The organism is Microbacterium invictum (assembly GCF_014197265.1).
Taxonomy (GTDB): Bacteria; Actinomycetota; Actinomycetes; order Actinomycetales; family Microbacteriaceae; genus Microbacterium; species Microbacterium invictum.
Genome location: NZ_JACIFH010000001.1, coordinates 3,533,789 through 3,559,516 on the forward strand (window position 1 = coordinate 3,533,789; position 25,728 = coordinate 3,559,516).

Genomic DNA, 25,728 nt, shown 5'->3' on the forward strand with positions numbered 1-25,728 from the left:
GATGGTCCTTTCACGCGGCGATCGCGTGGGTCGACGCGTCGCAGAAGTAGTGGTTGAGCACCCGCCGCCACTTGTTGGCGGGCAGTTCGGGGTCCAACGCGGCCATACCGGTGCCGTACTTCGAGATGCGGGCGGGCCGGTGACCGTGACGCCACAGCGCCCGGTCCAGGGCTCCGGGGCGCTGCCCGGACTTGGTCTCCACGATCACGGCATCCGGCAGCCGCAGCATCGTGCCGTCGGCACCGATCCAGGCGAGCTCGGTGTCGATCGTGCCCCGCGACGCGTCGTGGTCACCGGCGGGAAGCAGCACCGTCGCACGCCGGTACCGCGTGACGAGGGTGGGCCGCAGACGGGAGGCGAGGTGGCCGGCGCCGGGGATCCCGGCATCCATCAGCAGATCGCTCGCGTAGGCGACCGCGTCGTCATCGAGTTCGTCACCGGTGACCGGCACGCGCTCCTTGACCGTGGCCGAGCGGCCGCCCCGGGTCTTGACTTCGAGGAACGATCCGCCCGAATCGAGGTAGGTGCGCGCACGCACCTTGAACCGGCGGCGACGGCCGCGCGCGGCCCCCAGGTAGCTGTCGAGCTCTGGGGTGTCGAAGTACTGCGACGCGTAGCGGAGAGCGCGCTCGCCGTCGACCTCGAGCACCTGGCTGCCGTTGGGCAGATGGCCCAGGATGCCGGGAAGGTCGGTCCGCGGAACGATGTACTTGCGGTCGACGCGGGTCTGCAGCTCGGCCACCGCGTTGAGCTGTTCAAGGTCGATCGCGGGCAGCTGGGTCAGCCGGGTGAGTGTCGTGGTGGTGCTCATCGCGTCGCCATCTCGCGCGAGGTGAGCGCCTCGGGTCGTGCGGCGGCGGTGCGCGGCACGTTGTATCGGATGTCGACGGTCGTGGTGTCCGACACCAGGTCGATCGCGCGGACGGTGACGCGGTGCACGGGAGCGCCGATCAGACTCTCGACGGCGCTGCGCAGCTCGTCTTCGTCGGTGTGCGCGCGATCCATGACGATCGACTGCTCGCGCGACCGGCGCAGCAGCATCGGACTGTCGACCACGGCGAGGACGACCACCACGAGCGCGACGAGTCCGGCGGTGAGCCAGGTCACTCCGGTGGACAGGCCGCTGATCAGGCCGATTGCGAGGGCGGCCAGATAGTAGGCGATCTCGCTCTGCTCGATCTCGCGCGACCGGAGGCGGATGATCGACAGCACGCCGAACAGGCCGAGCCCGAGGCCCGCGCCGACGGTCGTGCCGGCGAGCACCGCCGAGACGGCCAGCACGCCGACGTTGACGCCGACGAAGGCTACGGCGAGGTCGCGGCGCCGGTGGCGGGGATAGTAGATCGCGAAGGCGAGCAGGGTGATCGCGACGAGGTCGAGGGCGATCGGGGCGAGAAGGTCCATGGGCTACTCCAGATGTTCGGGTCTGGAGAACATGTCACTCGGCGACGCTATGCGGTTTCTATGAGTAGGTGAAGCGTGGGTTACGAATCGGTGAACGGCGTGGTGGTGTCGATCGCATCGCGGAGCGGTCGGCGCATGAACGTCCAGTAGTGCGCCGGGGTCAGGCGGCTGAGCACGTCGACCAGTCCGGCCTCGCGCCCGATCATCGTGCGAGCGCGACGGCGGATCACGGACTGGACGATGCGGGCCGCGGCATCCATCGGCTCGGTGTGGTACATCCGCGCCTGGGCTTCGGCGGCGCGCTGCGCGATCGCCGGGTCGAGGGCCGCCGCGTACCGGCCGTGCAGGATGATCCCGGTCTTGACGCCGGCGGGGTACACGGCGCCGACGGTCACGCTCGTGCGCTCGAGCTCGTGGCGCAGCGATTCGGTGAACCCGCGCACCGCGAACTTGCTCATCGCGTACGGGATGCGGCCGGCGGGTGCGGCGAGACCGTAGATCGAGACGAGGTGCGCGATGTGTGCCTGCGGTGCCGCGCGCAGGGCGGGGAGCAGCGCCTGGGTGATGTTGACGGTGCCCCACAGGTTGACGTCCATGAGCCAGCGCATCTCGGCCATCGTGAGCTGGTCGATGCTGCCGAGCATGGACGATCCGGCGCACGTGATGAGGGCGGTGATGCGGGGGTGGGATGCCGTGATCTCAGCCACCGCGGTCGTCACGGCATCGTCGTCGGTGAGGTCGATCGTGTGGGTGGTGTGTCCGGTGCCGGGCAGGGAGGCGGCGATCTCGGCGAGGCCGTCGGCGTTGCGGTCGAGGAGTGCGATGTGCGCGCCGCGCGCGGCGAGCTGCCGGGCCACGTCGGCGCCCATGCCGGCGGCTGCCCCGGTGATGACGCTGGTCACGCCGCGGATTTCGAGTCGTGGCATCCTTGCCCCTTGCTGCTGTTCGTTTTTCGCCGCCTCGTGTCCTTCGATTCTTGTCTATGCGCGGCCGTAGGATCGAGTGGAGGGGGGTGTCCGTGGCCGAGCAGCAGAAGCCGACGCGCGTGCGGACGCGTGACGTCGTCGCGGAGGGGCTGTACATCGCGTCCGCGGCGACCCGGCTGACCCTCAAGAACCGCATTCTGGTGCACATCCTCGCCGAGGGGGAGGACTTCGACTCCGACCGGTTCCTGCCCGAGGCGCGCGAGGCGCTGATGATGCTCGCTGCTGAGGCCGATGAAGACGCCGAGCGCACCGAGGCCGACCGCAAGATGGCACGGCGACGGCACTCGGACTCGGACGGCACGCACGACTACCGCAGCCGCGACGTGCGCAACCTGCGCCGGCGCGTGCGCCAGTCGCGGCACGTGGCGCAGCAGCTGCGCGAGCGTGCCGAGGATGAGGACGAACTGCGCAAGCTGGTCGCCGATGCGCGCGATGCGGCGTGGGCCGAGGTGGCGAAGAACATCGACCGCACGCTGCGCATCGAGGCTGCCCGGCCCGACCTCGAACCGGACTATGCGCGCATGCGCGAGGCCCGCATGCAGGCGCTGCGACTCGTCGACCTGCCGAAGCTGCGCGCACACCGCCGCAGCGTCGACAAGCAGATCGAGCTGCGCGAGGCCGAGCAAGAGCAGTCGTAGGCCCGGAATCGCCTCGATTCGGCGGATCGAGAACCGTGGGGTATTCTGGACGCTGGCCTTCGCAAGAACGGCCATGCGCCCGTAGCTCAATGGATAGAGCATCTGACTACGGATCAGAAGGTTGGGAGTTCGAGTCTCTTCGGGCGCACACTGTGTTGAGACAGTGCATCAACGAAAACCCGCGGATTTCCGCGGGTTTTCGTGTTTGTGGGATGCCGGAGTTCCGTGTTGATCCGGTCTGAGGCATGCGCCGCCGTTGCGGACCTTCAGCTCAGCGAAGGACGCCGTCTTCCGGTGGCGCTCGCGGGGGTCTACACTGTGCCTGTTTCGATCGCCAATGGTTCCCGGGGGCGGCCATGACTGCGGAATTCAGCGTGTACCTCGGTGGTGGACTGTATATGAACAGCCGGGGCGAGTTGTCTCACGGCCCTGAGCCGGACAAGCCCGTGTATCGCTCGCCCGGTGGCGGCCTGCCGGTAGACATGGGAGCGTTCGCGAAGGCCTTCCAGGGCGTCGCGAAGGCGTTGCCCGACAAGGACGACCCGAAGAGCAGGCAGAAGTTCGACAAAATCCTGGACGGGATCGGCATGGCGGCCGCGGACAAGGAGAACCTCATCGGCGTGCTGCAGGGAATCGGCGCGGTTGCCAGCGTGATCGGCAGTGTCGTGCCCGTCGTGGGGGCTGTCCTGGGTGTCCTCACCGCGTTGCTCGGGCTCTTCAAGAGCGGGCCGTCAGCCCTCGAGTTGATGATCGAACGCCAGTTCGACGAGCTTCGTCGACGCGACAAGGCGCTGGAGACGCAGGCCCAGCAGCACGACCTGCGTGACCAGTTGAATGTCATCAAAGCGGCGCTCGCCGTGGTGAACAACTATGTCGTCGAACTGAAGAACTCGCCGCCGGATGGGGATTCGCTGCGGCTTCGCCGTCAGGACGTACGCTCCCAGATCACGGCATCCTCGGTCGCGGTACGCAATCTGCTGGACACCAGCACCTGGCTGACCACGTTCGACCCGACCACGATGACAGACGTATGGCCATGGCGCCCGGGCAGCTTCTACGCCGTCCCCAAGACGGGCGCACCACGCCAGGCACTCATGCCGGCATCCGGGTCCAATGTCTTCGATCACCGCCTCATGGTTCCCCTTGCCTCATTCGGGGTGACGGCGTTTCTGACCCTGCTCCGCTCGAGCGCACCCGAGTTCCGATCGACGCGCGAGAACCGAGAAGACCTATGGGACTTCGCCGCCGCGCTCGAGGTGCTCATCGACAACATGCGCGGGGAAGGAATCACACGCACACTCCACACGGCGTGGGAGTTCGACACCAGCCCCGCAGGCGGGATCCCATGGCAGCTCGACCCGAGCGAAGTCGTCGACCTGTCCCTCTTGGGGGTCGCCCCCCACCTCGCCGCCGACAACACCCGGTGGGTAGTGGGGGCCTTCGACGTCAGAGCGCACAACGACGGGTACTTCACCCCGGGATTCAGTGCGTCACGGATCCAGCTACCTGGCCCCCAGTACGCCAAGCAGGGTCTCCTCGACGTTCGATGGATGCCACCGGCCAAACTCGAGCCCATCGACGTTCCCGTCTCGGGGCAACTCGGATGGGAGAGGCCCAATCAGCGACCGCTGACAGAACGACGCTACCTGATCACGAACCCGCAAGCCTGCGCCGACGCCGCCAACGCCCAGGCGGAGCAGAACTTCGCCGACCTCCTGTACAGCTCGGGCTACCTCACCCTCGTCCATCTGCTCTCCACCGTCCGGAATGAGGCGACCGACCCCGATCGCAGCCAGACCGTGCGAGCAGACACGGTCACGCGGCGGATGGCCGGCGCCGAACGAACCGTCGTCGTCGAAGCCAAGCCATTCCTTTCCCCCGTCATGACGACGAACGCACGCCAGCAGGATCAGCAATACCGCTCGATCTCCAGCTTCACGACACAGCCACTCGGACGCGACCGCAAGCTGCACTACCGGGTGTGGCTGCGGACCCTCTCGGCGAGCATGCTGCGAACCGGCGGCGAGTGGATCGATGACAACTACGCCGCCTACCATCGCGTCGACTACTGGCCCGACAACGATCACCCGGGGTGCTTCGAGCTCACCACGACCACCGGTCAGGAACTCGACAGCCTCAAACTCGTCGAAGGGGTCACCGAGGAGGGAATCCGCGAGCACAGCGGGACCGCGAAGCTCACCGCGGACACCTACGACAACTGGATCCCGCTGCGCCAGCTGGGGCACCTGGATGACGCGGTTCGGGGCGTGCCGGCGGGTATCGCCGCGTTGCGCGCGGAAGGGTGGGAATCGGGCGACACCGGCACAAAACAGCCTCCTGCCCCGGCACCTCAGACGACGGGATCGCGGTTCGCGAACCCGCTGACATCGACGGTCATCGACGCGGAGATCGTGGGCCTGTGGGACACGCTGGGCTGGGTCGGCGGTGGCGAACCGTCCGGCGTCCTTCACAAGAACATCAGGTCCACCCAGATCCACCTCGACTACACCGTGCGGTGGGAGGACGATCGCCTCACGATCACACTGCGGAACAACCGGCCCGTGGAACGCAACTACGTCGTCTACGTCGTCGTCGAGGAAGCGCTCGGCAGCGGGAACGTCCTGCACACCTTCGCCGGCATCCCCGTCGCCGGTCAGCTCACCTTCGTGCCGCAATCGTTCCTCGACGAGGTCGATGAAGCCACCGAACGCGCCGAACGCATGCTCAACGACTTCAACGATCGCTACTCAGAGTCCGTCGGGGTGGGCCCCCGCCTGGGAGGTCCTCCCGAGCGTGTACTCGATGACCTCGTGTTCCGCGCGCTGGACCTGACCGCCCCGCTGACCGATCGGAGCGCGTCCGGGATCATCGCCGCCGCGCTGGGCGACCCGGTGGCCGCCAGGCTCCTTCGCCAGGTCGCAGAGAACCATGACATGCGCGGCGTCCTCCGTGCCACCGCCGAGGAGACGACCGAGTTGTGAGGTGCGCTCGGCACCTGCCGCGCGAGTCATCGCGCGGCGGTCACGCCGGCGCGAGGACCGTGCGCACGGCGGCAAGCACGCGCTCGACGGTCATGCCACGGGCCGCCATGGCCTGATCGGCGGGGGCCGACAGCCCGAACTGGTCGATGCCGACGATCGCACCGCCCGCGCCGGCGACATCGTGCCAGCCGAAGGATGCCGCGGCCTCCACCACCACGCGTGCGCGCAGTGCGCCCGGCAGAACCTGTTCGCGATACTCCGCGCTCTGCGCGGCAAACCATTCCCGGCTCGGCATCGACACGACGCGCACGCCGATACCCTCTGCGGCCGCCGTGGTCGCGGTCTCCAGCGCGAGGGTGACCTCGCTGCCGGTTGCGACGATCAGGGCGTCGAGCCGCTCGGGCTCGTGGACGACGTACGCGCCGCGCGCGACACCCGCTCGCACGTCCGCGAGCGGGATATCCAGCACCGGAACGTTCTGCCGGCCCAGCACGAGGCCGGCGGGTGCGCCGGCGGCCGTGATGGCAGCCCAGGCGGCGACTGTCTCGTTGGCGTCGGCCGGGCGGACCACAGTGAAGCCCGGGATCGCGCGGAGCGCGGCGAGGTGCTCGATCGGCTGGTGCGTGGGGCCGTCCTGGCCGAGGGCGACCGAGTCATGCGACCAGATGTAGGTGACCGGGGTCTGCATGAGCGAGGCCAGCCGGATCGCGGGGCGCTGGTAGTCGCTGAACACGAGGAAGGTTCCGGCGAAGACCCGCCAGCCGCCCGCGAGTGCGATGCCGTTCATCGCGGCCGCCATCGCGTGTTCGCGCACGCCCCAGTGGATGTTGCGGCCGGTGTAGTCGCCCGCGCCGGAGGCGTCGGGGAGAAAGGACTCGGCTCCGCGGATGGCGGTGCGGTTCGGCTCGGCGAGATCGGCCGAGCCGCCCCACATCGCGGGAAGGACGGCCGCGAGCGCCTGAATCGCGGCGCCCGAGGCGTCACGCGTGGACACCGAGGCGCCGGCCGCATACTGCGGCAGCGTGTCGGCCAGTCCGGCCGGTACGTCACGCGACGTGAACGACGCGTGCGCGGCAGCGCGGGCGGGGTCGGCTGCGGCCCACGTGGCGAAGCGCTCGTCCCATTCCTGGTGGAGGGCTGCTCCACGAGAGACGGCGGCGCGGGTCTTCTCGAGCGTGCTCTCGCTCACCTCGAACGGGCCGGTGGTCACTCCGAGAACGTCGCGCAGTGCGGCGGCTTCGGTGGCGCCCAGCGGTGCGCCGTGCGAGGCGGCGGTGCCGACCGCGCCGGGGGAGGGGAAGGCGATCTGTGACTTCAGGATGACCAGCCGGGGCTTGCCCTCGGGACCGGCGGTGCTGAGCACCTGGTCGAGCGCGGTCACATCGACGTCGCCGTCGGCGGCGAGCTCCACACGGTCCACGTGCCAGCCCTGCGCCCGGAAGCGCGCAGCGGCATCCTCGGTGCTGGTGAGCCGCGTGTCGCCCTCGATCTGGATGTCATTGTCGTCGTAGATCACCGTGAGGTTGTCCAGCCCGAGGCGGCCCGCGAGGGCGCCGGCCTCATACGACAGTCCCTCCTGCAGGTCTCCATCCGAAGCCAGGACCCAGACGCGCCGGTCGAACGCCGACTCACCGCGCGGTGCGCCGGCGTCGAACGTGGCCCGCTCGTGCACGAACGCCATTGCCATGCCGACGGCAGTGGCCAGCCCCTGTCCCAGGGGGCCGGTCGTGGTCTCCACGCCGGGGGTGTGCCCGTACTCGGGGTGTCCTGGTGTGCGGGAGTCGAGCGTGCGGAAGCCGCGGAGATCGTCGAGCGCGATGTCGTAGCCGGTGAGGAACAGCTGCGTGTAGAGCAGGATGCTGGCGTGCCCGCACGACAGGACGAACCGGTCGCGTCCCGCCCACGACGGGTCGCGCGGGTCGTGGCGGAGGTGCTTCTGGTAGAGCAGAGTCGCCACCGGCGCGAGGGCGATCGCGGTGCCGGGGTGCCCCGATTTGGCCTCCTCGACAGCGTCGACGGCCAGCAGGCGGGCGGCCACGACGGCCCCGGCATCCACCGCCGGAGCGGCCGCCGAATTCCTCGCGGAGTCGGACCCTGTGAGCGTTGCGGTAGTCATGATGCACCTTCCAGTCGGATTCATTATGACGTTATGATGACTTGATGCGCAAATCTTCCGGAATGACGCACATCTTGCCACTTGTCTTCGCGAGAGATCTGTGTCATTATGACGACATAACGTCAGTATGACTTGCGGTCACAGGCCGCCCACAACGAGGAGGATGCCGTGGACCTGAGCCCGGGTACGAGCAAGTACCGTGCCGTGCGCAGCAGCTTGCTCGAGCGCATCTCGACGATGGCGATCGGCGAGCAGCTGCCGTCTGAGCCGGTGCTCTGCGAAGAGTTCGGGGTCAGCCGGATCACGCTTCGGCATGCCGTCGACGGTCTCGTGCAGGACGGGCGTCTGGCTCGCGAGCATGGCCGCGGCACCTTCGTCACCCAGCCGCAGGACGACGTGCACTACCCCGAACGCTTCGCCGATGTCGTGACCGGCTTCCACCGTCAGCAGACCGCCGCCGGGCATGTCGTGACGACGCGGGTCCTGCGCCAGGGGCTCGTTCCGGTTGACGACGAGACAGCCCGGCAGCTCGACCTCGCCCCCGGCGAGGCGGTGATCGAGCTCGTGCGGCTCCGCTACGTGAACGGGCAGTTGCACCAGTACGTGGTGACCTGCCTTCCCTCGACGCGTTTCCCCGACTGTCTGACCGCCGACTTCACGACCGGGTCGTTGTACGACTTTCTGCATGAGCGCTACGGCGTCGCACTCTCCCGCAACGACCTGGTCGTACGGGTCGACGAGGCGACGCCGGAGATCGCCCTCAACCTCGATGTCGAGCCCGGGCTGCGCCTGCTCTGCATCGGGTCCACCGTCTTCGACGCCGCCGACGCCCCGGTCGCCTTCGGCGTCGCCCGTCACGCGCCGGACAACAGCGAGATCACGCTGAGCCTGCGCACTGCCCCGCCCGCCCGAGGAGGCATGACCGATGCTCAGTGAGCACTTGACCCCCGACCGCCTGCTGTTCCAGAACGGACCGATCGGCTGGCGCGATGCCATCGAGCGCGTGAGCACGCCGCTGCTGGCCGGTGGCGAGATCGAGCGCGGCTACGTGGACGCGATGCTCGACTCGATCGCCGCCGGCGGCACGTACATCGATCTGGGCTACGGCATCGCGCTTGCCCATGCACGCCCCGAGAGCGGGGTCGTCAAGACCGGACTGGCCGCACTGTGGGTGCGCCCCGAGGTGCTGCTCAACGATGAGGCCGAGCACCCGATCTCACTATTCGTCTGCCTCGCCGCCGCCGATGCGTCCAGCCATCTGGCCGCGCTCGCGCAGCTCGGGCAGATGCTTTCAGACGACGCCGCGCGGGAGTCCCTGCTCGCGGCGACCACCCCCGCCGAAGCCTCGGCGGTCCTCAGGGCAGGAGAAGACAAGTGACGAAGTTCCTCGCGGTGTGCAGCACCGGCCTCGGCAGCAGCTTCATGGTCCACATGAACATCGAGAAGGTCCTCAAGGAGATGGGCGTGGGAGGCGTGACCGTCGACCACGCCGACCTCGGCTCGGTAGCGCGGGGCGACGCGGACGCGGTCTTCGTCGGCCGCGACATCGCCGAGGCCGCTGCCGGCCTCGGTGACGTGGTCGTGCTCGACAGCATCATCGACCTGAACGAGCTGCGCACGAAAGTGGGCGAGGCGGTCCAGCGCCACGGCGCCTGAGCCATCCCGCCGCGGCCTCCACCGCGCAACTACCCGGGGCCAGGCCCCACCCTCGCGGCGCAGGCCGCCCGTTGCGGCTCTCGCCGCGTATGAAAGGACGCCACCTCAATGGATGCGGTCATCGATGTCCTCCTTGACATCTTCACTCAGCCGGCGGTCATCGTCGCGCTCATCGCTCTGATCGGCCTCGCCGTCCAGGGCAAGGGGTTCAGCGACGTGCTAAAGGGCACTGTTCGAACCCTCGTCGGCTTCCTGGTGCTTGCAGCCGGTGCGGGCGTGGTCGTCGGGTCGCTAGACCCGTTCGGCGCGATGTTCCAGCAGGCCTTCGATGTGCAGGGCGTGGTCCCCAATAACGAAGCCATCGTCGCGCAGGTGCTGCTCGACTACGGCTCGGCCGCCGCGCTGATCTTCTTCTTCGGCATGATCATCAACATCGTGCTGGCGGCAACGACGCGGTTCAAGTACATCTACCTCTCGGGTCACGTCGCGTTCTACATCGCCGCCATGTTCGCGGTGATCCTCGCGGTGGCAGGCTTCGAGCCTTGGGCCGTCGTGCTGTGGGGCTCGATCGCGCAGGGCATCTACATGGTGGTTGCCCCGGCCCTTGTCCAGCCGTTCATGCGCCGAGTCACCGGCACTGACGACGTCGCGCTCGGTCACACCGGTGACAGCGGCATCGCGTTGGGCGGCCTCGCCGCACTGCTGACGCGCGGCAAAGGTAGCTCGAAGTCGACCGAGGAGCTCAACTTCCCCAAGGGCCTCAGCTTCCTGCGCGACACCACCGTGATCGTCGCATTGTCGATGGCGGTCATCTACATCATCGTCGGCCTGTTCGCCGGCGCGCCGTACATCGAGTCCGAGCTGTCGAACGGGCAGAACTTCATCGTCTACCTGCTGCTGCTCGCGGCGACGTTCTCGGCTGGTGTCTTCATCATCCTGGCCGGCGTTCGCGTAGTCCTGGCCGAGATCATCCCCGCGTTCAAGGGTGTGTCCGAGAAGCTCGTCAAGAACGCCAAGCCCGCGCTCGACGTGCCGATCGTGTTCACCTTCGCGCCGAACGCGGTGCTGGTCGGCTTCCTCTCCAGCTTCGTGGGCGGCATCATCGGCATGCTGGGCATGGTAGCGATGGGCACGACCATCATCGTCCCGGGTGTCATCGCGCACTTCATGACCGGTGCAGCCGCGGGTGTCATCGGCAATGCGACCGCCGGTCGCAGGGGTGCGGTCATCAGCGCCTTCGTAAACGGCCTGGCGATCACCTTCCTGCCGCTGTTCCTGCTGCCGGTGCTCGGTGACGTAGGGTTCTCGAACGCGACCTTCTCGGATGCCGACTACGGCGTGTTCGGTCTGCTGCTGGGCGGCTTGTCCGCAGCCGGTGGCCAGGTGGCGATCATCGTCGGGCTCGTTGTGTCGCTCGCGGTTCTCTACATGATCACGTTCGTGATGCGCTCGCGCGACAAGGCCAAAGCCGTCGCCGCGACCGCACCGGAGGCGCGCGCCACCGCGGCGAAGGCGGATGCCATCGTCGAGACGGGTCGTCCCGCGAACAGCCCGGGAACCGACGCCAACTAGCCGTCCTCATCGGGGCAGGGCGCCGCGTGCGCCCTGCCCCGATCGTTCGGTTTGTGGCATCCATCACACGGCAGCCACCACAGGAGGAATCACCGCATGAACGAGACGCGTTTCGCCATCGAGGCGATTCTGTTCGACTGTGACGGGGTGCTGGTCGACTCACTCGAACCCGCCGCGGTCGCGTGGGACAAATGGGCTGCCCGCTATGCACCGGGTTACGACTTCCGCACGCAAGTCGAGCATGGCGTGCGCGCGGCCGACACCGTCGCAACGCTCGTCGAGCACTCGGTGCTCGACGAGGCGATCGCCGCACTCGAGGCCGAGGAGATCCTGGGGGCGAACGAGACCGAGCCGATACCCGGCGCCGTCGAACTCACACGCAGCATCCCCGAAGGACGATGGGCCGTCGTCACCTCGGGCGCGAGAGCCCTGGCACGGGCACGGCTCGAAGCCGCGGGGCACGACGTTCCGACGGCGCTCGTCGCCGCGGAGGACGTCCAACGGGGCAAACCCGACCCTGAGCCCTACTGCCGCGGCGCCGCCGCGCTCGGGCTGGAGCCGGCCACCTGCGCCGTGCTTGAGGACGCGCCGGCTGGAGTCGAGGCCGCCCGCGCTGCCGGCGTCGGATTCGTCGTCGGCGTCGGCGAGAGGGTCGACGCCGCTCTCGTCGACGCGCACATCGACGACCTGCGGTGTGTCTCGTTCGGCGACGGGGTACTCACCATCACAGACTGACCGCCGGGTTACCCTTCTGCGGGCGCAGGATCGCTGCTGTATCTTCACGCGATTCGCTCAGCGACCGAAGGACGCGCCGTCATATAGGGCCTCGGCTGGGCGCTGGCCCCTTGAATGGAAGCACCGATCCGCGAAGCGCCCGGTGTTTGTGCCTCCAGGTTCCGACGTCGACGTGCGGCGCCGTCACAGGTCGTTGCGTTGCGCCTGACGGCTGAGGAGCTGATGGCGACCTGCGCGTTTGCCCAGCAGCACAAGGGCCGATCCGAACTCATCCCTGATGCGCTGGCGGTGTGCGCGACGGGAAAGCTCCCATGGGGCACCGCCGTAGCCATTCAGCCGCCTGGGCAGTCGCCCGTCGTCCCGTAGCAGACCGGATAGTCCACCTCGAGGACCACGGGTTCCGGCTCGGGGATGAATCGCCCGCTGGGTACCTGGAAGACGAACGCGGCGCCGAGACCGAGCACAACAGTGATGGCCGATGCGACGATGAGTCCCCTCCGCCGGCGGACGACGGCCAGAACGACAGCCGACGCGGCCGCGACGAGTGCCAACGCGGCGGTCCACTCGTAACGCGCGATCTCATCCGCGGTCGGCGGATCGGCAGCGGTCCAGATCGAGAAGTGGACGTCGAACCACTCCACCGGCAGTGCGAGCATGAGCGAACCGCCCACAGCGAGTGAGATCAGGACCGCGACCGACAGCGCCCCGTCCCGCCGGCGTCGCGCCGCGCCAGCGTCAGAGGCAGGTGCGTCGTCAGTTGCGGGGCTGTCATCATGCGTTTCCTGTCCGTCCTCGGCGCCGGGCGCACCACCCGCGGCGCGGCGTGCGTCGATCACGCCGGCCATTGCGCCGAGCAATGCGGCGCACGTCAACGTCAGAGCCTGCCATCCGGCCACGACGAAGAGCGCACCGCCGCCCTGCACACCCAACTGCACGAATGCCGCCACGGCAGCGAACAAGGGCGCCAGGGCGACCGCCACCACGGCGAGACGCACATCGCGGCCGCCGACGTACGGTAGCGCGAAGGCCACCACTGCCGCCCAGGCGAGCGTGTGCAGCTGCGGCACAAGCGCATACAGCGACGACCACGCGAACCCTCCGAACAGGCCGGAGACAATGAGCGCGCCAATGATCAGCGCAGCCAAGCCGACCGCTCCGGTGACGATTCCTTGCCTGCGTGCGCGTGCGCGCGTCGCAGCCGTGACGCTCCCGTTGGCGGTCATGGCCGAAGCCTACGCGTCCAGCGCGTGACCACCCGCACGGCATGCTCACGTGTCGACCTCGAGTCGAACCGGGCACCCGGTCGGATAGCATTTCGGACATGACCACCCCGGATCCGATCGACGACATCCCGATCGGCGGTGAGGGGATCCGCCTCGGACAGTTCCTGAAGTTCGCCGGGCTCCTCGATTCGGGCGGCGACGTGAAGGAAGCCATCATCGATGGGTTCGTGACCGTCAACGGCGAGGTCGATCGCCGCCGCGGCCGTCAGCTCCAGCTCGGCGATGTCGTCACCTTCGATGGGCGCAGCGTCCGCGTCTGCCCGTAACGCGCAGCCGAGCCAGCGACGAAGATCTCGCCGCAGACGCGCGATAGGGCCGTCGGTGCGAGCCCCACCACGAGTGCACCGGTGACCCAGCCGCTCCGGCCGGGCGGTGTCGCGCCCGGCGGACGGTCTCGTCGCGCCGGCATCGGGAGCGTTCTTAGCGCGCCCGCAGTCTCGGCGCAAGACGGCGACGGATCGACCCGGATGTGGTGAAGTATCACCATGGCCGCGCGCATCATCTCGATCGGCACGGCGGTTCCGTCCACGCGCATCGCGCAGGAGCACGTCCGTGACCTCTTCACCGCGCAGCCCTGGGCGGATCGGCTCACCGGCCGTCTCATCCACGCGGCGTTCGACGCCGCCGCCATCGCGTCCCGCCACACGGTGCTCACCGAGCTGGGTGCCGAGCCGGCGACACGCGACGCGCTCTTCCTCGGCGACGACGGGCTGCTGCTGTCGCCGAGTACGGCGACGCGCAACGACCTCTACATCCGCCTGGCTCCTCCGCTGTCTGCCGAGGCGGCGCAGGTCGCGCTGATGGATGCCGGTGTGACCGCGGCATCCATCACCCACGTCGTCACCGTCTCGTGTACGGGATCTTTCGCCCCCGGGCCCGACTATCGCCTCGTCCGCGACCTCGGGCTGCCGGCGACCGTCGAGCGGTATCACCTCGGGTTCATCGGGTGCGCGGCGGCCCTGCCGGCGCTGCGGCTGGCCGCGCGCATCACCGCGGCGCAGCCCGAAGCGGTCGTGCTCGTGGTGTGCACCGAGTTGTGCTCATTGCACATCAGGGCGTCGGCCGACCCGCAGCAGATCGTCGCGGCATCCGTCTTCGGCGACGGCGCGGCAGCCGCGGTCGTCACCGCCGACGATCGCTGCGGCCGGGAGGGTGGCCTGGAGCTCGACGCGTTCGGCACGGCGGTGACCGCCGAGGGTGAGCAGGATATGGTCTGGACGATCGGCGACCATGGCTTCGAGATGATCCTCTCGGCCGAGGTGCCGCGCATCATCGGGCGTGAGATCCGCGCCGCCGTGAGCGACTTCTTCCGCTTCGACGACGAGCCGGCCTGGGCGGTGCACCCCGGGGGGCGCAGCGTGCTCGACCGGGTCGAACAGGGGCTCGGGCTCGGCGCCACGGCCCTGGACGCCTCGCGAGCAGTGCTCCGCGACTACGGCAACATGTCCAGCGCCACCGTGCTCTTCATCCTGCGGAATCTGATGGCCGACGACGCCGTCGGCGACGGCGGGCGTGTCGCCGGTCTCGCCTTCGGCCCCGGCCTGACCGTCGAATCTGCGCTGATGACCAAGCGGACTGCGGTCGGTCAGCGTCCCGGCGCCGATCGCGAAGTCCTCGAGGCTGGGCACACATGAGCCTCGCCGTGCGCGACGAGACGCTGACCGAGCTCATGGACGATCCGGACTGCGACCCGGACCGGTTGCGCGCGACCCTCCGCCGGTTCGATCTCGTGAACCGGCTCGTCTCGGGCTGGGGTGCGATCTACCAGACGGTTCTGCGGCCCTATCTCGCAGGCCTCGATGGACCGGGGCGCGTACTCGACCTCGGCTCCGGCGGGGGAGACCTGGTGTGCCGACTCGCCGAGCTGGCGCGCCGCGACGGTCTGGACGTGCACTGGGTCGGCGCCGACCCCGATCCCCGCGCGCACGAGGTCGCCATCGCGCGCGAGTCGGCGCCCGAAGTGAGCTTCCGATGTGTGGATGCAGGTGGCCTCGTGGAGGAGGGCGAGCAATTCGATCTCGTGGTCTCGAACCATGTCCTCCACCACCTCGGTTCCGACCTCGACCGGTTCTGCGCCGACTCACGCGCCCTGGCGAAGGTCCTCGTCGTCCACGGCGACATCGCACGGAACCGACTCGCCTACGGCCTGTATGCCACCGGCATCCTTCCCCTCGCGCCCGGCACCTTCCTGCTCACCGACGGATTGCGCTCCATTCGCCGCAGCTACACGCCCGACGAACTCCAGGACGCGCTCAATCGACACGACCCGGGGGCGTGGTCGGTGCGGACCGCGGCACCCTTCCACCTTCTGGCCATCGCGCCGGGCGCCGGGTGACGGCGGTGCGGGGCGACGCGGAGGTCATCGTGATCGGTGCAGGCCCCGTCGGCATGCTCGTCGCCGGCGAGCTGACCCGGCACGGCGTCGACGCCCTCGTGCTGGAGCGTCGCGAGAGCCCGGGCGGCGGCACCCGCGCGATCGGCGTGCACGCGCCGGCGCTCGCCGCGCTCGAGCCGTCCGGAGTGACGGCGCGCCTCCTGGAGCACGTCGTCGAAGTCCGTCGGGGTGAGGCGCGGGCGGGCGGACGCGTTCTCGGTGTGGTGCGCTTCGATCGCCTGTCGACGCGCTTCCCGTTCGTGGCGACGCTGCCGCAGTCGGCGACCGTGTCGGAGCTCGCCGCCGGCGTTCCGCGGGTGCGCCGGGGGGTGACGGTGGAACGCGTCCGCCGGGATGGTGATGCCGTGCACGTCGTGGGCAGAGCCGGTGCTGAGCTGTTCGAGCTGGCAGCCCGGTTGGTGATCGTCGCCTCGGGGGCGAGCGGACGGGATCTCGTGTACCGTCGGCAGGCGCTGCGGGGCCGCGAGTACCGCGACCGCTATCTGATGGCAGACATCGCGGTCAGCCCGGATGCCGACGCCGCCGCCGGCATGCGAACCGGTGGCACGTCCGGCGCCCCGCCCGTCGTCGACCCGCATCCGGATGCCGACGTCGCCGTCGTCCACCTCGACGGCATCGGCGTCCTCGAGTCGTTCCCCCTGCCGGGCGGCGTGCGCCGATTCGTCGCGTGGGACCCGCCCGATGCCGACCCGGCGCCCGCATCGCGTGGGGGACGGTTGCGCGCCGCGCTCCGGGTGCGTGGCGAACACACGGCGGCTGATCGGGTCAGTGAGGTGACCGCGTTCGGCGTGCGTCGCCTCGTCGCGCCGCGTCTGTGCAACGGACGTGTCTTCGTCATCGGTGACGCCGCGCACGAGGTGAGCCCGATCGGCGGCCAGGGCATGAACCTCGGACTCCTCGACGCCGTCGGTCTCGCTCCGCTGCTCGCGACCTGGCTGCGAACCGGGGTCGCGCCCGACCCGGCGCTTCGCCGCTGGGAGCATCGCCGTGTCGCCTCAGCACGCACCGCGGCGCGGCTGGCGGCTGTCAACACCGCACTGGGTCGCGCCCTTCCGTCGCCGCTCGACATGGCACGACGCTCCGTCGTGCGGGCGATGCTCGGTCCGGCGACGGAGCATCTCTTCGCCCGCGCCTATGCGATGGGCTTCGATCGCGGCGCGTGATCGCGTGCGGCCCGCTCAGCCGCTCAGGTCTCCGCCCGACGCGACGAGCTGGACAGCGAGGAGGAGGGCCGCGAGCATCACGAGGCGGAAGAGCACTCGGCTGGGTGGTCGCACGACCGCGCGCACCAGGGTCAGCAGCGCGACGACGACCACGGCGGCGAAGAAGACCCACGACAGCGGTGTCACTGCAGCGACATCGCCGGACGTCGGCCCGAGGAGCACAGCGACGGCACCGCCGACCACCGCCAGTGCGGCCATGACCGCCGAGACGCGTGGCCCCAGCCGGTGCGGCAGACCGCGAATCCCGGTGTGCGCGTCGTCATCCAGGTCGGGCAGCACATTCGTGAGGTGCACGGCGGCACCCAGCGCGGCCCCTGCGATCCACGCCCACCCGGCGGCGACAGTCGGCTCGGCCGACGACAGCGTCGCCAGTGATGGGAAGATGCCGAAACTCACCAGAAAGGGCACGATCGAGAACGCGGTGGCCTTCAGACCCGCGTTGTAGGCCCAGGCGCAGCCCAGCGCGAGGGCGTGCGCCGCCAGCATCCGCCACCCCAGCGGCAACGACAGGACCAGGGCGAGCGCCAGGGTGACGAACGCCGCAACGGTCGCGGTCCGGTCGCTCACTTCGCCGCGCGCGACCGGCTTGTCCGTACGCCCGACTGCGCGGTCCCGGGCTGCATCGAACGCGTCGTTCGACAGTCCGACCGACAGCTGACCGCACAGCACCGCGGTGGTGAGCAGGATCAAGCGCCAGAACTCGAGTCCCACGGCGAGTCCGAGAGCCAGCGCGAGCGCGGTCACCACGAGCGTGGGGCCGGGGTGGGACGATCCCCACAGCGCTCGCCATGTTCTCGTGGACGGCGCCATGGACGTTCTCCTCGGTCGGGCGGATCTGCTGCACACGACAGTAGCGCCGGCCTCCACCAGGTCGGGATCTGTCAGCAGGTGATTCGTCCGCGTCGCGTTCGACCCGCCCTACAGCGGCCGGACCCGCAGCCAGACGAACCCGTACGGCGGCAGCGCGATGCCGTCATCGAGATCGACGTCGACCCCGTGGACGAGGTCTCGCCCGGCGCGGTCGAAGCCCGACAGGGTGAGCGGATCGATGAGCGCCTGGTGGTCGCCGACATTCGCGAGCACCAGGACCACGGCGCCGTCGCCCGGGCGCTGGTAGCCGACCACGGTCGCCGCCGGCACGTGGAACCCGATGAGCTCGTCGCCGGCGAACTCCGGCGTGGCCTGGCGCACCGCGATCAGCTTCGTGAGACGCCGGAAGATGCGGCCGGCCGCGGTGCCGGCATCCATCCGCTCGGCGTAGCGATCGCGCGGCTTGTTGCCGCGGTGCACCCAGCTCGCGTCGTGGCGCCGCTCGGGATCATCGGCGTAGGTGGGGTCGTTCAGCTGCGCGACCTCGTCGCCCAGGTACAGCATGGGCACACCACCCGTCGACAGGGCGATCGCGTGCGCGAGCACGACGCGATCCTCGCCGCCCGGGTGGCCCGCCTCGACCCCGGCGAGGGATGCCGTCGTGCCGGCCACCCGGGCACCTGCGGCATCGGGGGAGGGCACGCCGCGAGCGAAGCTGCGCGGTGCCCGGCCGAGGTAGAACTCCGTGAGGAAGCGCCGATGCGCGTCGTCGATGCCGAGCCCGGCGTCATCGGCGACCGTCCAGTCCAGGGCATCCTGGTCGCGGACGACGGACACCCGGGCGGCGGTGTCCGGCAGCGGCGGGCGGGTCTCGACCGCGCGCTGCAGACGGCGCGGATCGCGCGTGGCCAGCGCGTCCCACAGCAGCATCGGCAGGACGTGGTCGTCGGCCAACCGGCATCCACTCGGCCCGGCGAGCACCACCGCCGGCGCGGCGATCGCGAGCACCGCCGCCAGCACCGCGATCTCGTCCGGATCGCCCGCGACGCGCAGCACCTCCACACCCAGGTTCGCGAGCGCCAACGCAGCGGCGACAGGTTCGGGGCCGGCCGGCACGTCGAGCGACAGTGAGATGCCCGCCAGCCGCAGATCGGACGCCAGCTCGGCCAGCCGCGCCATGCTTCCGACGCTCGGATCCACGGTGTGAGGGTCAGCGAGCACGCCCAGGAGGTGCAGCACAGTGACGTCGAGCTCACGGAGATAGCCGAGCTCATCGCGCATGCCGGCGAGGTTGCCGGCATACCGGTCGGGGAAGCAGACGGCGCCCAACATGCGCTCGGCGCGCAGCCAGCCCGGGTCGGCCTCACGTCGCCCGTCGAGCACCTTCAGATCGAGCGAGCGCAGATTCCAGGAGGTGGATGCCGTGGCCGCCGACTGCGCGAGCCGCTCCTGGTCGCCGCTGGTCTGGGCGATCGCCGCGTGCAACCCGGGCAGGCCGGCCTCGAGCCGGGCCCGGAATGTCTCGTCGACGTACCCCGCCGCGTCGACGGCGGCCAGGACGGCCGGGCGGTCAGCGTCGACCGTGGCGAGCATGGTCATGGCGATGAGCTCCTCCTGCCTCCACACTAGGGGGAGGCCCCCGTGCGTGCGACGGCCGGCCGAGACGTCGAACGGAGCACGCCATGAACCTCCTCCAGATCGCGCAGCATGCGGGCGACCTCGACCGCGCCGCCGACTTCTACACCGTGCTGCTCGAGGGTCCGCCGCTTGCCCGGTTCGATGAGCCCGGCCTGCTGTTCTTCGATCTCGACGGCGTGCGGCTGCTGCTCGACACGGCCGCGCCCTCGGCGCTGGTCTACCTGCGCGTCGACAACGTGCACGAAACGCTCGAGCGACTGGGTGGTCTCGTCGAGGTCGTGACGGCGCCGCACGTGATCTTCACCCACGACTCGGACCTGCTCGGCCCGGAGGGTCACGAGGAATGGCAGGCGTTCATCCGCGACTCGGAGGGCAACACCGTGGCGCTCGTGGCGTTCCAGAAGCCCTGACCTGTGGCGCCTTGCGGTGAGCGCGTGTCCGCGGCACGCGCCACGTGAGTTCGGTTGGCGCGTGCGCCGGGAACCGCCGTGTCCATTCCGGCCGGCGCGCCAACTCTGTGATTGACCTGATGGCTTGGTTGGCGCTCGCGCCGGGTATCTGGCATCCATTCCCGGCGGGCGTGCCAACTGACCGCGCCCCGCGTGCGCCCTCTGACCGGAGTACGAGCGGCTCAGTCCCGGGTGAGCACGTTGTCGAAGAAGGCGTGGATCGTCGCGTGCAGTGCCGCCGTGGCCGCGTTGTCGATCGTGCCGGCGTGCCCGCCTTCGACCGGCTCGAGGTAGTAGACCTCGGCATCCGTCTCCTGCGTCAGGCGCGCGGCCATCTTGCGCGCCTGCACCGGGCCGACGCGGTCATCGCTCGCGGCGGCGTAGATGAGCGACGGCGGATACGCCTGCTGCGGGTCGATCAGGTGGTACGGCGAGAACGTGCGGATGAACTCCCAGTCGTCGGGATCGTCGGGGTCGCCGTACTCGGCGATCCAGCTGGCGCCGGCCGAGAGCCGCGTGTAGCGGCGCATGTCGAGCAGCGGCACGCCGCACACGATCGCGCCGAAATCCTCGGGGTACTGGGTGAGCATGTTGCCGACGAGCAGTCCGCCGTTGCTGCGCCCATGGCATCCGATCTGCGCGGGCGTCGACACCCCGCGGGCGAAGAGATCGCGCGCGACGGCGGCGAAGTCCTCGTACGCGCGGTGACGGTGCTCGCGCAGCGCCGCGAGGTGCCAGTCGGGGCCGAACTCGCCACCGCCGCGGATGTTCGCGACGACGAACACGCGCCCCTTCTCGAGCCACGCCGGGCCGACGAGGTTCTGGTACTCGGGCGTGAGGGCGTGCTCGAACCCGCCGTACCCGCTCATGAGCACCGGCAGTGCGCCGTCGCGTTCGCGGGGGCCGACTTCGAAGTAAGGGATGCCGGTGCCGTCGGCGCTGGTCGCCCAATGCTGCGTGGCGACGAGGCCGGTGGCGTCGAACGCCGCGTTGCCGCGCTGCACGACGCGGGGGTCAGGGGCCACGGCGTCGGTGACGAGGAGCGTCGGGGGAGTGAGGAACCCGCGGGCGACGACCCACAGTTCATCGTCCTCGTCAGCGTCGGCGGTCACCACGCTCGCCGAGAACAGGTCGTCGGTGCCGAGGGCGAAGGGCAGCGGCGTGGTCTCGGCTTCGGCGCCAGGTTCGCCGGCGAGCAGCGCGGCCGGGTCGAGGGCGCACAGGCCGGACTGCACGCGGTCGAGCACCGTGAGCACGAGGCGGGTGCGCGTCCAGTTCCAAGTCTCGAGCACGGCGTGTTCGGTCGGGGCGAAGGCGACACGCAGCGCCGAGCCGTCGCCGGTCGTGAGCGTTTCGAGCGGGCCGACCAGCAGCGTTCCGGCGGGGTACGCGGTGCCGCCGACCTGCCACGGGGTGGTGGTGCGCACGGCCACCAGTTCACCGTGGATGTCGACGTGGGCGTCCTGCGGTGCCTGGATCTTCACCGGGTCGGCCGCGGCCGCGGCATCCCACACCCACAGTTCGGAGTGGAAGAAGTCATGGGCGACGACCACCACCGCGGTGTGGCGGTCGCCGGTGTGGTCGACGTCCGCGAAGACGCCGACGTCGGCGTGGTCGCCCTCGACGATCGTGGGGGCGTCAGCCAGCGCGGTGCCACGTCGCCACACGCGTGCCGAGATCGGGTAGCCCGAGTCGGTGATGCCGCCGCCGTCGAGGGCGCTCGCGATCAGGAGCGTGTCGCTGTCCAGCCACGCGACACGATGCTTGTGCGCATCGAGCTCGAACGGGTGGTCGTCGACGAACGCGACCGCGTCGAGGTCGAACTCGCGCAGCACGACCGCGTCGCCGCCGTCGGGGCTCAGGCGCAGCAGGGCACGGCGGCTGCCGGCGGGACCGTGGACGGCGCCGCCGAAGCTCCATGCGGTGCCCTCGGCCTGGCCGAGTGCGTCGAGATCGAGCAGCGTCTCCCACTCCGGCTCGCCTGCGGTGAACGCTTCGCGCGTCGTGCGACGCCAGAGACCGCGCGGATTCTCGGCGTCACGCCACAGGTGGTACATGAGGTCCCCGTGCCGCGACGGGACGATGAGCCGGTCCGGGTCATCGAGGACGTCGCGTAGCCGCTGCTCGAGGGCGCTGTCGTGGAACGCCGCCTCGGTCTCGGCGGTGCGCGCGGCCGCCCACGCGAGCGCGTCGGGGGCGTTGATGTCCTCGAGCCAGAGGTGCGGGTCGATGGGTTCGGGTGCGTGCGTGGCGTCTTCGGCGGCGTGGGCGGTCACTCCGACAGCCTATGGCGCGCGTAGCCTGGACCCGTGAGCGCATACGTCTCGGCGTTCGAGCTGTTCTCCATCGGAGTAGGACCCTCGAGCTCCCACACTGTCGGGCCGATGCGGGCTGCCCGCGACTTCGCCGCCCGGCTGTCCGCATCGGGCGCGCTGCCCTCCGTGACGCGGGTGGGGTGCGTGCTGTACGGCTCCCTCGGCGCGACCGGCATCGGTCATGGGACACCGGATGCCGTGGTCGCAGGCCTCCAGGGACACGCACCCGACACGGTGGATCCCGCTGCCGTGCGCGCGGCCTGGACGGACTGGCCCTCCGGCCGCGACCTGCAGGTGGACGGCACGCACCCGGTACCGTTCGCCAAGACCGACGTCGAGTTCGCGCCGCGCACACGCTTACCCGGTCACCCGAATGCGATGACGCTGCGCGCGCTCGCCGCCGACGGCGCGGTGATCGCCGAGGATACGTACTACTCCGTCGGCGGCGGGTTCATCCGCCGTGAGGGCGAGCCGGAGCGGGTGGTCGTGGCGGCGTTCCCGCTCGCGTTCGACTCGGCCGAAGAACTCCTCGCCCTCTGCGACGAGCGCGGCATCTCGATCGCCGAAGCGGCCCGTCTCAACGAGGAGGCGCTGCGCGGTGAGGCTCAGGTCGCGGCCGGCCTCGACGCGATCTGGGATGCCATGGCCTCGTGCGTCGACGCGGGACTTGCCACTGCGGGTGAACTCCCCGGCATCCTGCGCGTGAAGCGTCGCGCCGCGATGATCCGCTCCCAACTGGAGGAAGCCGAGGCCGACGGGCATCGCGAGCTGCCGGGGGAGTGGCTGGGGGCCTTCGCGCTCGCGGTCAACGAGGAGAACGCGTCCGGCGGTCGTGTGGTGACCGCGCCCACCAACGGCGCGGCGGGAATCGTGCCGGCGGTGGCGATGTACTGGTGGCGGTTCCTCGCCGACTCGGGGCTCGGCGTGGGCAACGCCGTCACGCCGCACGGTGAGCTGGTCGGATCGGCGCTTCTCGGTTTCGGGGGAGCTGCACCCGAGGTTCGCGGTGAGGTGCTCCGCGACGACGAGGCCGTCATGGAGGCGAACGGGCGCCGTGGCATCCGCCGCTTCCTATTGACCGCGACTGCACTCGGGTCGCTGTTCAAGGCGAACGCGTCGATCTCTGGAGCCGAGGGTGGATGTCAGGCCGAAGTCGGGTCGGCATGTGCGATGGCCGCCGGGGGACTGACCGCGGTGATGGGCGGCACGAACCGGCAGATCGAGAACGCGGCCGAGATCGCGATGGAGCACCACCTCGGCCTCACGTGCGACCCCGTGGGCGGGCTCGTCCAGATCCCGTGCATCGAGCGCAACGCGGTGGCCGCGTCGACCGCCGTGACCGCCGCGCGACTCGCGCTGCGCGGCGACGGCAGTCACTATGTCTCGCTCGATGCCGTCGTCGAGACCATGCGCCAGACGGGCATCGACATGTCGACGAAGTACAAGGAGACCAGCGAGGGCGGCCTCGCCGTCAACGTCGTCGAGTGCTGAGCGCTGGGTGCTGGTATTTCAGCGCGGTGCCAAAGGCCCCGCCCGCTCACAACGTTGGCGCGTCGGCGGGATACGCCGAGGGAGTTTCCGTCCTGAGCGCCAACTGGAGTTTCGGCCCGGCGCCGACTGGCCCGAGCCCCACGGCCGCGCGCAGATCAGGTGGCCCGTGACGCGCGCGCACCCTGTGGACGCCACCCTCGACGCATCAGGACTGCCCGCACCATATCTGCGGCCTGGGGCCGCCGGCCCCGGATATGTCGCGACGTGCATCGCACCACGTCCCAGTCGTTCGCCGCGTATGCCGCGTACTTCGCGATGTCGCGATCCCATTGCACCCGTGTCACGCGGTGGTGATCGCCCTCGATCTCGACCGCCGTGCGGAACTGCGGGTATGCGGCATCGCTGATGCCCACCAGCTTTCCGCCCGCATCGCGGACTTCGAAATCGAGTTCGGGGTCGGGCAGGTCACTGGCCTCGACGCACAACCGCCACTCCGTTTCCAGCACCGACATGCTCCCGGTGCGGATCACGGGCAGGGCCTCGCGCAATCGTGCGATGCCGTAGCGCCGGCCGGCGTCGGCGGCGACGCGCAGCTGCGCGATCGTCGCGAGTTGGCGCGTCGGCTGGCGCCGGCCCCGGTCATCGCGCGGTACACGCACGATCGCGTCACCGATGACCACGAGTTCAGGCACGCTGAGGTCGCGTCCGAGGAGCGCCCACGTCGATGCCGGGGTGGCCACGCGCAGACCCTCGTGCTCGCGGACGAATGCGCGCCCGAGCCCCACCTGCACGGAGCGGATGCCAGGCCGTCTCAACGCGCGATGCGGCGAGAACACGCCGACCTCGATGTCCGCGGACGCTGCCGCCTCGGCGTCGAGGAATGGCAGCCCGAGGATCGCCAAGGCACTCGTGGCGATGTAGAAGGCGTGCGGCGGCAGCAAGAGGCTGTGAGCGCGAAGCTTCGTCAGGATCGCGGTGCGCGCAGCCCGGTCGCGCGCGAGCGGGGCATCGGGATCGTCGTCTTCGACCGGGTCCGGCGGCCGAGAGCGCACGCCGCGGAATGGCCGATCGAGATCGTGGGCGCTCAGCCGTCCGGCGGTGAGGCCGAGGCTGCGGGCATGTGCTGACAGGAAGACGTTCGGCAGGTCGACGGGCAGAGGGCGGGCAGGTCGCGGCATCCCTCCACCTTCTTCACATCGGATGGCGAGTGGATGCCGCAGCGCCCACTCCGTGGACAGTTCGACGTGGAGCGCGGGTGTGGAGGAGGCGCTGTTCGCCGATCGCGAACCGTTAGCACTCTGGCATGCCGAGTGCTAATCTGAACCTAGTTGAGCCGTGGTGACTCAACTTTCAGACCAAGGAGAAACAGGAGAGAACAATGGCCACCTATGACCCGTTCCGTGACCTCGATCGACTCGCGTCGAGCCTCTTCGACACGCGCCGCGGTCCGCGCCGCATGCCGATGGACCTCTACCGCGACGGCGACCACTACGTGCTGTCCGCCGACCTTCCGGGCATCGACCCGGGCTCGGTCGACATCGACGTCGACGGCCAGCTGCTGACGATCCGCGCGGAGCGCACTCTGCACTCCGGCGATGATGTCAAGTGGATCACCCGCGAGCGCGAGGCAGCGAGCTTCCTGCGCCAGCTCAACCTCGGCCAGGGCATCGACACCGAGAGCATCGCCGCCAACTACAGCAACGGCGTGCTCACGGTCACCATCCCGGTGAGCGAGAAGGCCCGGCCGCGCAAGGTGCAGGTCGTCGCCGGCAACGATGCGCCGACGATCCGGGCGCACGAGTCCAGCGACGCGCCGCAGGTCGTCGAGCAGTAGGACTCTCGGCGCCGGGTTCCCGCCGCCGCCCAGGTCGTGCACCCCGGCATCCACACACGACACCGCCCCGCGTCCACTTCGGACCGGGGTGGTGTCGTATGCGCTGACTCGGTGGGCGCTGGGGTTGGGAATGGATGCCGGGTATCCGGCGCAAGCGCCAACTCAGACCGCGCACGCCCCGGCGCCGCACAAGCGCTGGCCG

Annotated in this window: 23 protein-coding genes and 1 tRNA gene; 15 read left to right on the plus strand and 9 right to left on the minus strand. The window is 69.9% G+C overall.

Annotated elements, in window-relative coordinates; translation table 11 throughout:
- Positions 1-10 precede the first annotated feature (10 nt).
- The 3 genes from BKA10_RS16290 to BKA10_RS16300 all read right to left on the minus strand — a co-directional run bounded on the left by BKA10_RS16290 (position 11) and on the right by BKA10_RS16300 (position 2,330).
- Positions 11-811 (minus strand): polyphosphate polymerase domain-containing protein, encoded by an 801-nt coding sequence (locus BKA10_RS16290; protein WP_183500933.1) that lies wholly within the window; start codon positions 809-811, stop codon positions 11-13.
- Positions 808-1,404, minus strand: a complete 597-nt coding sequence (locus BKA10_RS16295; RefSeq protein WP_183500934.1) for a DUF4956 domain-containing protein — start codon at positions 1,402-1,404, stop codon at positions 808-810. Before BKA10_RS16295 ends, BKA10_RS16290 begins: the two co-directional genes overlap by 4 nt.
- Before the next feature lie 80 nt (positions 1,405-1,484).
- Complete coding sequence (locus tag BKA10_RS16300; protein WP_183500935.1) at positions 1,485-2,330, minus strand: SDR family NAD(P)-dependent oxidoreductase; 846 nt, start codon at positions 2,328-2,330, stop codon at positions 1,485-1,487.
- A 92-nt stretch (positions 2,331-2,422) separates the two neighbouring features.
- Here BKA10_RS16300 and BKA10_RS16305 point away from each other — a divergent pair, with 92 nt between their 5' ends.
- From BKA10_RS16305 to BKA10_RS16315, 3 genes are all read left to right on the plus strand, one after another.
- Entirely contained in the window at positions 2,423-3,028 is a 606-nt protein-coding gene (locus tag BKA10_RS16305) for an asparagine synthase (protein WP_248199151.1), read from the plus strand.
- 75 nt (positions 3,029-3,103) lie between these two features.
- A tRNA-Arg gene (locus BKA10_RS16310) sits at positions 3,104-3,176 on the plus strand.
- Between the two features lie 208 nt (positions 3,177-3,384).
- Positions 3,385-6,009: a hypothetical protein gene (locus BKA10_RS16315; protein WP_183500937.1), complete on the plus strand. Its 2,625-nt coding sequence runs from the start codon at positions 3,385-3,387 to the stop codon at positions 6,007-6,009.
- A gap of 40 nt (positions 6,010-6,049) precedes the next feature.
- On the opposite strand, the gene tkt is transcribed toward BKA10_RS16315, so the two are convergent.
- Positions 6,050-8,125, minus strand: coding sequence for a transketolase (gene tkt / locus BKA10_RS16320; protein WP_183500938.1), 2,076 nt, complete (start codon positions 8,123-8,125; stop codon positions 6,050-6,052).
- A 168-nt stretch (positions 8,126-8,293) separates the two neighbouring features.
- Here tkt and BKA10_RS16325 point away from each other — a divergent pair, with 168 nt between their 5' ends.
- The 5 genes from BKA10_RS16325 (at position 8,294) to BKA10_RS16345 (ending at position 12,088) form a co-directional block, all read left to right on the plus strand.
- Complete coding sequence (locus BKA10_RS16325) at positions 8,294-9,061, plus strand: UTRA domain-containing protein (RefSeq protein ID WP_183500939.1); 768 nt, start codon at positions 8,294-8,296, stop codon at positions 9,059-9,061.
- Positions 9,051-9,503 (plus strand): PTS sugar transporter subunit IIA, encoded by a 453-nt coding sequence (locus BKA10_RS16330; protein WP_183500940.1) that lies wholly within the window; start codon positions 9,051-9,053, stop codon positions 9,501-9,503. The genes BKA10_RS16325 and BKA10_RS16330 overlap by 11 nt, the downstream gene beginning before the upstream one ends.
- Complete coding sequence (locus BKA10_RS16335) at positions 9,500-9,781, plus strand: PTS sugar transporter subunit IIB (RefSeq protein WP_248199150.1); 282 nt, start codon at positions 9,500-9,502, stop codon at positions 9,779-9,781. Before BKA10_RS16330 ends, BKA10_RS16335 begins: the two co-directional genes overlap by 4 nt.
- Positions 9,782-9,889: 108 nt before the next feature.
- Positions 9,890-11,353 (plus strand): PTS ascorbate transporter subunit IIC, encoded by a 1,464-nt coding sequence (gene ulaA, locus BKA10_RS16340; protein ID WP_183500941.1) that lies wholly within the window; start codon positions 9,890-9,892, stop codon positions 11,351-11,353.
- A 96-nt stretch (positions 11,354-11,449) separates the two neighbouring features.
- Positions 11,450-12,088, plus strand: coding sequence for an HAD-IA family hydrolase (locus tag BKA10_RS16345; protein WP_183500942.1), 639 nt, complete (start codon positions 11,450-11,452; stop codon positions 12,086-12,088).
- Between the two features lie 332 nt (positions 12,089-12,420).
- Here BKA10_RS16345 and BKA10_RS16350 read toward each other — a convergent pair whose 3' ends face one another.
- On the minus strand, positions 12,421-13,311 hold the full coding sequence (locus tag BKA10_RS16350) for a hypothetical protein (protein ID WP_183500943.1): 891 nt from the start codon (positions 13,309-13,311) through the stop codon (positions 12,421-12,423).
- A gap of 98 nt (positions 13,312-13,409) precedes the next feature.
- Between BKA10_RS16350 and BKA10_RS16355 the strand changes: the two genes are divergently transcribed.
- From BKA10_RS16355 to BKA10_RS16370, 4 genes are all read left to right on the plus strand, one after another.
- The gene (locus BKA10_RS16355; RefSeq protein WP_183500944.1) at positions 13,410-13,637 is read left to right on the plus strand and encodes an RNA-binding S4 domain-containing protein; all 228 of its coding nucleotides are present in this window, start codon (positions 13,410-13,412) and stop codon (positions 13,635-13,637) included.
- A 219-nt stretch (positions 13,638-13,856) separates the two neighbouring features.
- Positions 13,857-15,005 carry a type III polyketide synthase gene (locus BKA10_RS16360; RefSeq protein WP_183500945.1) on the plus strand — a complete coding sequence of 383 codons (1,149 nt, stop codon included), beginning with the start codon at positions 13,857-13,859 and terminating at the stop codon, positions 15,003-15,005.
- Entirely contained in the window at positions 15,002-15,706 is a 705-nt protein-coding gene (locus tag BKA10_RS16365) for a methyltransferase domain-containing protein (RefSeq protein ID WP_183500946.1), read from the plus strand. The genes BKA10_RS16360 and BKA10_RS16365 overlap by 4 nt, the downstream gene beginning before the upstream one ends.
- Before the next feature lie 29 nt (positions 15,707-15,735).
- Entirely contained in the window at positions 15,736-16,929 is a 1,194-nt protein-coding gene (locus tag BKA10_RS16370) for an FAD-dependent monooxygenase (RefSeq protein WP_248199147.1), read from the plus strand.
- A gap of 15 nt (positions 16,930-16,944) precedes the next feature.
- Here BKA10_RS16370 and BKA10_RS16375 read toward each other — a convergent pair whose 3' ends face one another.
- Both BKA10_RS16375 and BKA10_RS16380 read right to left on the minus strand, forming a co-directional pair.
- On the minus strand, positions 16,945-17,799 hold the full coding sequence (locus BKA10_RS16375) for a UbiA family prenyltransferase (RefSeq protein ID WP_183500947.1): 855 nt from the start codon (positions 17,797-17,799) through the stop codon (positions 16,945-16,947).
- 108 nt (positions 17,800-17,907) lie between these two features.
- Positions 17,908-19,398, minus strand: a complete 1,491-nt coding sequence (locus BKA10_RS16380; RefSeq protein WP_183500948.1) for an alpha-amylase family protein — start codon at positions 19,396-19,398, stop codon at positions 17,908-17,910.
- Between the two features lie 83 nt (positions 19,399-19,481).
- Between BKA10_RS16380 and BKA10_RS16385 the strand changes: the two genes are divergently transcribed.
- The gene (locus tag BKA10_RS16385; RefSeq protein ID WP_183500949.1) at positions 19,482-19,847 is read left to right on the plus strand and encodes a VOC family protein; all 366 of its coding nucleotides are present in this window, start codon (positions 19,482-19,484) and stop codon (positions 19,845-19,847) included.
- 221 nt (positions 19,848-20,068) lie between these two features.
- Here BKA10_RS16385 and BKA10_RS17005 read toward each other — a convergent pair whose 3' ends face one another.
- Positions 20,069-22,162 (minus strand): prolyl oligopeptidase family serine peptidase, encoded by a 2,094-nt coding sequence (locus BKA10_RS17005; RefSeq protein ID WP_183500950.1) that lies wholly within the window; start codon positions 22,160-22,162, stop codon positions 20,069-20,071.
- 33 nt (positions 22,163-22,195) lie between these two features.
- Here BKA10_RS17005 and BKA10_RS16395 point away from each other — a divergent pair, with 33 nt between their 5' ends.
- Positions 22,196-23,692, plus strand: a complete 1,497-nt coding sequence (locus BKA10_RS16395) for an L-serine ammonia-lyase, iron-sulfur-dependent, subunit alpha (RefSeq protein WP_183500951.1) — start codon at positions 22,196-22,198, stop codon at positions 23,690-23,692.
- A 155-nt stretch (positions 23,693-23,847) separates the two neighbouring features.
- Here BKA10_RS16395 and BKA10_RS16400 read toward each other — a convergent pair whose 3' ends face one another.
- Positions 23,848-24,870 (minus strand): putative endonuclease domain-containing protein, encoded by a 1,023-nt coding sequence (locus BKA10_RS16400; protein ID WP_183500952.1) that lies wholly within the window; start codon positions 24,868-24,870, stop codon positions 23,848-23,850.
- 200 nt (positions 24,871-25,070) lie between these two features.
- On the opposite strand from BKA10_RS16400, the gene BKA10_RS16405 reads away from it, so the two are divergent.
- Positions 25,071-25,526 (plus strand): Hsp20/alpha crystallin family protein, encoded by a 456-nt coding sequence (locus BKA10_RS16405; protein WP_183500953.1) that lies wholly within the window; start codon positions 25,071-25,073, stop codon positions 25,524-25,526.
- Positions 25,527-25,728: the final 202 nt, after the last annotated feature.